Source organism: Veillonella sp. (genome assembly GCF_019414865.1).
Classification (GTDB): Bacteria; Bacillota; Negativicutes; order Veillonellales; family Veillonellaceae; genus Veillonella.
The window spans coordinates 1-5,640 of the sequence record NZ_DXLG01000103.1; the positions used below are offsets into that span (position 1 = coordinate 1).

The 5,640-nt window shown below is 39.4% G+C and carries 4 protein-coding genes; 3 read left to right on the top strand and 1 reads right to left on the bottom strand.

Features of this window, described 5'->3' with window-relative positions:
• Positions 1 to 348 precede the first annotated feature (348 nt).
• The 3 genes from QZ334_RS06545 (at position 349) to QZ334_RS06555 (ending at position 4,584) form a co-directional block, all read left to right on the top strand.
• Complete coding sequence (locus QZ334_RS06545) at positions 349 to 1,116, top strand: methionine synthase (protein ID WP_295232979.1); 768 nt, start codon at positions 349 to 351, stop codon at positions 1,114 to 1,116.
• Between the two features lie 49 nt (positions 1,117 to 1,165).
• On the top strand, positions 1,166 to 3,601 hold the full coding sequence (locus tag QZ334_RS06550; RefSeq protein WP_295232982.1) for a homocysteine S-methyltransferase family protein: 2,436 nt from the start codon (positions 1,166 to 1,168) through the stop codon (positions 3,599 to 3,601).
• A 125-nt stretch (positions 3,602 to 3,726) separates the two neighbouring features.
• The gene (locus tag QZ334_RS06555; protein ID WP_024063815.1) at positions 3,727 to 4,584 is read left to right on the top strand and encodes a methylenetetrahydrofolate reductase; all 858 of its coding nucleotides are present in this window, start codon (positions 3,727 to 3,729) and stop codon (positions 4,582 to 4,584) included.
• 147 nt (positions 4,585 to 4,731) lie between these two features.
• Here QZ334_RS06555 and rsmG read toward each other — a convergent pair whose 3' ends face one another.
• Entirely contained in the window at positions 4,732 to 5,484 is a 753-nt protein-coding gene (rsmG, locus tag QZ334_RS06560) for a 16S rRNA (guanine(527)-N(7))-methyltransferase RsmG (protein ID WP_295232984.1), read from the bottom strand.
• Positions 5,485 to 5,640 lie beyond the last annotated feature (156 nt).

Consider the following 5,640-nt stretch of genomic DNA (forward strand, 5'->3'; position numbering starts at 1 on the left):
AAACAATTAGAATGAAAATAATAAGATCATCAAGTAAACATAACAGATATAATAGATATAATAGATAAAATGCTTAAAATAACAGCACTAATAACTTTTAGGATTAAAATATATTTCGATATAGCTTCAAGTTATACCAACACACTACTAAATTATATGAGAATACAGGCCCTATATGCTTTGACAGGCATTATGGATATCTATATACTAATAAATAGATAGTAATTATATTTATAGGCGTAAAATAGATAAATCTTGAGATTAATCTAAGCTATAAACAATATGCTAATATTAAGTACACGCTCTACGGATACGCAGAGCTTTTTATTTTGAAAAGGAGGCGTTTCCATGCCCATTTATAACGGAATGCTTCCTGCCATCGATAAAGCAGAAGTAAAACGATACGCAGGACTTCGTCATGCAGAGGATTTTCCTCAAAATTACGTTGACGAAGCATGTAAAGAAATCCAGTTATTAGCTACACCTAAAGGTGTATATCAAGAATATGATTATGATGCTGAAACAAAGACTATTTTGAGCAATCCACCGCTTAAAATTGAAGGTTCCATCATTGAAAAGCATTTAGAAAAGTCTACTAAGGTCTATGTATTAGGCGTAACAGTAGGTGAAGATGTAGAAATTCGCAGTGAACAGTTATTTAAACAAGGTAACTACACTGTAGGTTTATTACTTGATGCAGCGGCTACAACAGCAGTAGAACAAGTAGCGGATCAAGTAAATGAAGTGATCAATACAATTGCTAAAAAGCAAGGCTATAAACCAACATGGCGCTTTAGCCCTGGCTATGGTAACTGGCCATTAGAAATTCAACCACAACTAGCTAAAATCATCAAAACAGAGATGATTGGCTTACAAGTAACAGAGAACTATTTATTGTTCCCACGTAAGTCTGTAACAGCTATTATTGGTTTGATGCCAGCTAACGAAGATATCAAAACAAAACGCGGTTGCACATCTTGTTCTCAAAAAGATTGTGCATCTCGTAAACTACCAGAAAAGGCGATTGTAACGTCTAATAACGAAGGCGAAGAGGGCTGTAACAAAACAACAGCCGAAGCCTCTGGTATCGCTATGAAAGGCCAACCAACAGAATAATGTTTCACGTGAAACATTGTAAAATTTAGGATGATAAAGGAAGATGTTTATGTATATATTTGACGGTGCTATGGGCACAATGCTTCAAGCTGCAGGCTTAGAAGAGGGCTATTGTCCCGAATTATTTAACATAGAAAAACCAGAAGTAGTAAAGAATATTCACGCTCAGTACTTACAACATGGCAGTGATGTTATCACTACAAATACATTCGGTGCTTGTGGTCTTAAATTAGAAGATTACGACTTACAAGATCGTGTAAAAGAAATTAATATTGCCGCTGTAAAGGTAGCAAAAGATGCTATTGCAGAGTTTAAACCATCTGCACGTGTAGCTGGTTCTATGGGTCCTACAGGTCGTTTCTTACAACCATTGGGCAACATGAGCTTTGACTCTATTTATGACACATACCGCGAACAAGCTGAAGCATTGATTGAAGGTGGCGTAGATTTCATTATTATTGAAACTATCATCGACGTACAAGAAATGCGTGCCGCTTTATTAGCATCTTTAGATGCTCGTGAAGCAGCAGGGAAGACAAAAGAAGATGTACAAATCATCTGTCAATTTTCTTTCAGTGAAGACGGCCGTACTATTACAGGTACACCACCAGCAGTTGCAACTACTATCGTAGAGGCTATGGGTGCTGATATTATCGGCATTAACTGTTCCCTTGGACCTGAACAAATCACACCTCTTATTGAGGAAATTGCAAGCGTAACAAACTTGCCTATTATCTGCCAACCAAATGCAGGTATGCCACAATTAATCAACAAACAAACTGTATTCCCACTTACAGCAGAAGAAATGGGTCCATTGATGCTTCCAATCGTAGATGCAGGTGCCAGCTATGTAGGCGGCTGCTGTGGTACGACACCAGCTCATATTCAAGCAATTTCTGACGCTGTAAAAGCACATACACCTAAAGAACGTGCTCACGTAGAACCTAAAACAATCATTACGAGCCGTACTAAATTGTTAGAATTAGGTCACAATACAAAACCTCTTATCATTGGCGAACGTATCAACCCTACAGGCCGTAAAGTTCTTGCTCAAGAGTTACGCGATGGCTCTTTCATCCGCGTAAAACGCGATGCTTTGGACCAAGTAGAAGCAGGTGCAGACATCCTCGACGTAAACATGGGCGTAGCTGGTATGGACCAAACTCCATTAATGGAACGTGCTATCTTCGAATTATCCATGCTCGTTGAAACTCCATTGTCCATCGACACATTGGATCCAGCAGCTATGGAAGTAGCTCTTAAAAACTACCCAGGTCGCGCTCTTATCAACTCCGTAAATGGGGAAGAGGAGTCCATCACTCACGTTATGCCTTTGGCTAAACGCTATGGTGCAGCTTTACTTTGCTTGCCAATCTGCAGTGGTGATTTGCCTGAAAAAGCAGAGGACCGTGTTGCTTTAGCTGAAAGCATCGTAAATCGCGCTTATGGTTATGGTCTTCAACCACATGACTTATTACTTGATCCATTGGTATTAACACTTGCCAGCGGTGAAGATAGTGCACGTCAAACATTGCGTACATTACAGTTATACAAAGAGAAATTTGGCTTCCCAACAGTAATGGGCTTGTCCAATATTTCCTTCGGTATGCCTCAACGTCCTTACTTGAACGGCCAATTCTTAACAATGGCTCTTGCTTGTGGCTTAACAACACCAATTATGAATCCATTAAACTATCCAGCTAAAAAAGCGTTCGTATCTAGTACAACACTATTAGGCTGGGACCCAGGTTCTGCAGAGTTCATCAAAGAATACGGCTACGAAGATGAAACAAGTGCTCCTGGTAATGCTGCTCCAAAAGGTCCTGAAAAGAAATCCTTCGACAGCAATGATCCTTTAGCGAATATCCGTGCTTGTGTAGAACAAGGCGAAAAAGAAGCTATTGTTGACCTTGTGAAAAAAGCGTTGGCTGACGGCATGGACCCATTAGATATTACGAAAAAAGGCTTATCTGAAGCGATGAATGTAGTAGGGGATAAATTTGGTTCTGGTAAATTATTCTTGCCACAAGTAATGCTCGCTGCTGAAACAATGCAAGCTGCTTTCAACACTATTAAAGAAATCATTCCTGCTAGTGAAAGCTTGGATAAAGGTACAGTCGTTGTGGCAACCGTTAAAGGCGATATCCATGATTTAGGTAAAAACATCGTAGCAGCCTTGCTTGAAAACAATGGTTACAAAATCGTCGACCTTGGCAAGGACGTTGATCCAGAAGTCATCGTTCAAGCGATTAAAGACAATAAGGCAGCTCTCGTTGGTATTTGTTCCTTGATGACTACAACAATGCCTCAAATCGACAATACTATCGCTGCTATCCGCGCTGCAGGCCTTAAAACTAAGGTTATGGTTGGTGGTGCCGTAGTTTCTCAAGACTACGCAGACCAAGCGGGCGCAGACATCTATGCTAAAGACGGTATCGCTGCCGTTAACCACGCAAATGATTACTTTGAAACATTAGAAAAATAATTTCTAATTTACATGACACAAAACAAGGTGAAAGCTCATCTTAAAAACTTATTTTGATGGTAAAAACCACGTAAAAGATTAAACATGATTAGCTTTCACCATATGTATAGATCAAGAGGTACATGATGACATTAAGAGAGAAACATCAACAAGGGAAATTCACCATCACTGTTGAATTAGACCCACCAAAGAGCAGTTCTGCTCAAAAAGTATTCGACCAAGCAGCACGTTTAAAAGGTAAGGTTGACGCTATTAACATCGCTGACAGCCCTATGTCCAAAATGCGTATGAGCCCAATTTCCTTGTCTTATTTGTTACAACACAATAAAGATATCGAAACTATCTTCCACCTTACATGCCGCGACCGTAACATCATCGGCTTGCAATCCGAATTACTTGGCGCTGCAGCACTTGGTGTAAATAATATCTTAACCCTTACTGGTGACAAACCAGATAATGGGGACCATCCATTTGCACAATCCGTATTCGAAGTAGACTGCATGGGCTTACTTAACATCGCTAAAACTTTGAATTCTGGCAAAGACTTGGCAGGTAACGACTTAGACGAGCCTACAAACTTCTACATCGGTGCTACTGGCAACCCTGGTGCTCCAGATTTAGAAATTGAACGTCAAAAATTGGCTGCTAAAATTAAAAACGGTGCGCATTTCGTACAAACACAACCAATTTACGATTTAGAACAAGCAAAACGCTACATCGACAAAATGTCTGAATTCGATGTACCTATTATGCTCGGTTTAATTCCACTTAAAAGCTTCAAAATGGCCACATATCTACACGAAAAAGTGCCTGGGATCAACCTTACACAAGAAATCCTAGACCGCGTAGAAAAGGGCGGTAAAGAAGCAGGTACAGAAATCGCTATCGAAACATTGGAACAAATCAAAAAAATCGCTGCAGGCGTACATATTATGCCTTTAAACGATATCGATACAACATTACACATCATTGACCACGTATAAGTCATTATAAGATTAACATAGAACACCTTTCCCACGGCCTCCAAAGCGAGCTAAGTCGGCCTTAGGGAAAGGTGTTTATTTTATTTAATAAGCCTAGAGAAAAAGAAAAAGGATGCAAATCATAGATTTGCATCCTTTATTCATACATTAGATTAATGGCTTATCTTTAATTTCTTTTGGTTTACGTGGGTATTGTTTAGGTGTTTTACCTGTTTTCTTAATGTACAGGATAGCTCGTTTATCATCCAAAGTTGGAAGTGTAACAGTGCGTACTTCTTCAATCTTAGCTTTCAATGTGCTAAGAGCTTTATTGGATTCGCCCACTTCTTCTTCGTAGATGGCGCCTTTTAGAGCTATTACGTAGCCACCTTCTTTTACATATGGTACGGTCCATTCTAACAAAATAGGTAATCTTGCTACCGCACGGCTCGTAGCGATATCGAAGCTTTCACGGTAATCTTGATGACTAAGATCCTCTGCACGGCCATGTAAGGTCGTACAGTTCGTCAATTGTAGCTCATCCATAACGGATTCAAGGAAGGTAAGACGTTTTTTCAAAGAATCAAATAACGTAACCTTGAGGCTACGGTCGTAAATAGCCAAGGGAATGCCCGGGAAACCAGCGCCAGTACCGACATCGATGATGGACATGCCAGATTTGATGATATGCGGGTCATAGCAGGAGAGGGAGTCGATCATGTGTTTAACCACAACCTCTTTCATGTCTGTAATACCCGTGAGGTTGAGATATTTATTTGTTTCAATCATGCGCGCATAATACACGTAAAAGTCTTTTGCTTGCTCTTCCGTACAAGTCAAACCAAATTGGCTCATTTGCTCCATCATATATGAAACAAATTCAGACTCAGATGCAATAGGCACATCGTATTTTTCTTTCATAAGTACTCCTAATGAATCATCCGATATTTATATGCTAGTAAAAGTAATCGACACATAGTTAGAAAATCTCATATCATATGGTAGATCATATAAACAAATCCAGATAATTAACAATATATAAGGTATAAGAATAGTATTTCTTATTTCAAAGGCTAT